Genomic DNA, 2,234 nt, shown 5'->3' with positions numbered 1-2,234 from the left:
GGGGCCCGCACAAGCGGTGGAGCATGTGGTTTAATTCGAAGCAACGCGCAGAACCTTACCAACCCTTGACATTTGTCGCCACATCCAGAGATGGATGGTTCCCTTCGGGGACGGCAGGACAGGTGCTGCATGGCTGTCGTCAGCTCGTGTCGTGAGATGTTCGGTTAAGTCCGGCAACGAGCGCAACCCACATCCTTAGTTGCCAGCAGTTCGGCTGGGCACTCTAGGGAAACTGCCCGTGATAAGCGGGAGGAAGGTGTGGATGACGTCAAGTCCTCATGGCCCTTACGGGTTGGGCTACACACGTGCTACAATGGTATCTACAGTGGGTTAATCCCCAAAAGATATCTCAGTTCGGATTGGGGTCTGCAACTCGACCCCATGAAGTCGGAATCGCTAGTAATCGCGTAACAGCATGACGCGGTGAATACGTTCCCGGGCCTTGTACACACCGCCCGTCACACCATGGGAGTTGGTTCTACCTGACGGCCGTGCGCTAACCTCTCGAGGAGGCAGCGGACCACGGTAGGATCAGCGACTGGGGTGAAGTCGTAACAAGGTAGCCGTAGGGGAACCTGCGGCTGGATCACCTCCTTTCTAAGGATGTATCTAGTTAGAAAGACTTGTCTTTCTCATGATGCACTTAGCAATGACCGGTACCTTTGCCGGTCTATATCAGACGAACCTGGGTCGTCCTCATATCTCTTCAGTACAGTAAACTTCAGGCCTACCGGCCTGTCTGGGTCGGTAGCTCAGGTGGTTAGAGCGCACGCCTGATAAGCGTGAGGTCGGAGGTTCAAGTCCTCCTCGACCCACCATAATCCTGCGGGATTTACGTTGGTCTCAATTAGCCGAAAGGCGGTAGGCCAAAAAATATGGGGCCTTAGCTCAGCTGGGAGAGCGCCTGATTTGCATTCAGGAGGTCAGGAGTTCGATCCTCCTAGGCTCCACCACTTCCTCGATTTGATCGATAAGAACCAGGTTTGGTTTTTATCCGTCCAATCGGACACACTTCACCTTCGGGTGAGAATGACATCGTATAGAGATAATCAATCAACATTGCTTGGTTACCGTAAGTAAGCGGATAACCTCAGTTGGTTCCACTTTTGTGGAAGGTTGACTGCATTCCTAGCCGGAAATGCTTTCGATATCCCAACTTGAAACGAGCAATCGTTGTCCAAGTCAAGTACACTAACCCGTCAGTAATCACTGATTACTGACATGTCCTGACACTAGTCAGGGCGGGAAAATAGTATGCTTATGATGCAGTAAAACGGATATGTCAGCTTGCCGGTTGCATATCCATGCAAGGGTCTTGCGAACCAGCGGACCACACCTTGCTTTTACTGGATCAAATCAAGCGCGAGAAGGGCGTTTGGTGGATGCCTTGGCAGCAAGAGGCGATGAAGGACGTGATACTCTGCGATAAGCCATGTGGAGCCGAGAATAGGCTTTGATACATGGATCTCCGAATGGGGCAACCCACCTGACAGTTTGTTATAATTACCGCAAGGTAGCTTATAACGGGCTGAAACAGGTACTTCTTACCTGAATACATAGGGTTTGAAGAGCAAACCCGGGGAACTGAAACATCTAAGTACCCGGAGGAAAGGAAATCAATTGATACTCCCCTAGTAGCGGCGAGCGAACGGGGACCAGCCGAGCCAGATGAGTGATCAGAATGTGTTGGGAAGCACAGCCATAGTGGGTGACAGCCCCGTATGAGAAGCTCTGATGGACGTATTAAGTAGGGCGGGACACGTGAAATCCTGTCTGAAGATCGGAGGACCACCTTCGAAGGCTAAGTACTCCTTGCTGACCGATAGCGAACCAGTACCGTGAGGGAAAGGTGAAAAGCACCCCGACGAGGGGAGTGAAACAGTACCTGAAACCGAACGCCTACAATCAGTCGGAGGGACCTCGAGTCCTGACGGCGTACCTTTTGTATAATGGGTCATCGACTTGGTCTATCTAGCAAGCTTAAGCCGTTAGGTGTAGGCGCAGCGAAAGCGAGTCTTAATAGGGCGTCGAGTTAGATGGATCAGACCCGAAACCGAGTGATCTAGGCATGACCAGGATGAAGGTAAGGTAACACTTACTGGAGGTCCGAACCCACACCTGTTGAAAAAGGTCGGGATGAGTTGTGCCTAGGGGTGAAAGGCCAATCAAACTCGGAGATAGCTGGTTCTCCGCGAAATCTATTTAGGTAGAGCGTCATCCGAATACCCCGGGGG

2 tRNA genes and 2 rRNA genes are annotated in these 2,234 nt (G+C 51.7%); all 4 read left to right on the top strand.

Annotation, left to right across the window (positions count from 1 at the left end):
- Positions 1-597 (top strand): 16S ribosomal RNA (locus tag B9A11_RS21030); the annotation flags it as partial.
- 144 nt (positions 598-741) lie between these two features.
- A tRNA-Ile gene (locus tag B9A11_RS21025) sits at positions 742-818 on the top strand.
- A 59-nt stretch (positions 819-877) separates the two neighbouring features.
- Positions 878-953 (top strand) — tRNA-Ala (locus B9A11_RS21020).
- Between the two features lie 401 nt (positions 954-1,354).
- Positions 1,355-2,234, top strand: a 23S ribosomal RNA gene (locus tag B9A11_RS21015); the annotation flags it as partial.

This window comes from Tropicibacter naphthalenivorans (assembly GCF_900176475.1).
Taxonomy (GTDB): domain Bacteria; phylum Pseudomonadota; class Alphaproteobacteria; order Rhodobacterales; family Rhodobacteraceae; genus Tropicibacter; species Tropicibacter naphthalenivorans.
This window is presented reverse-complemented; position numbering and strand designations above follow the sequence as displayed.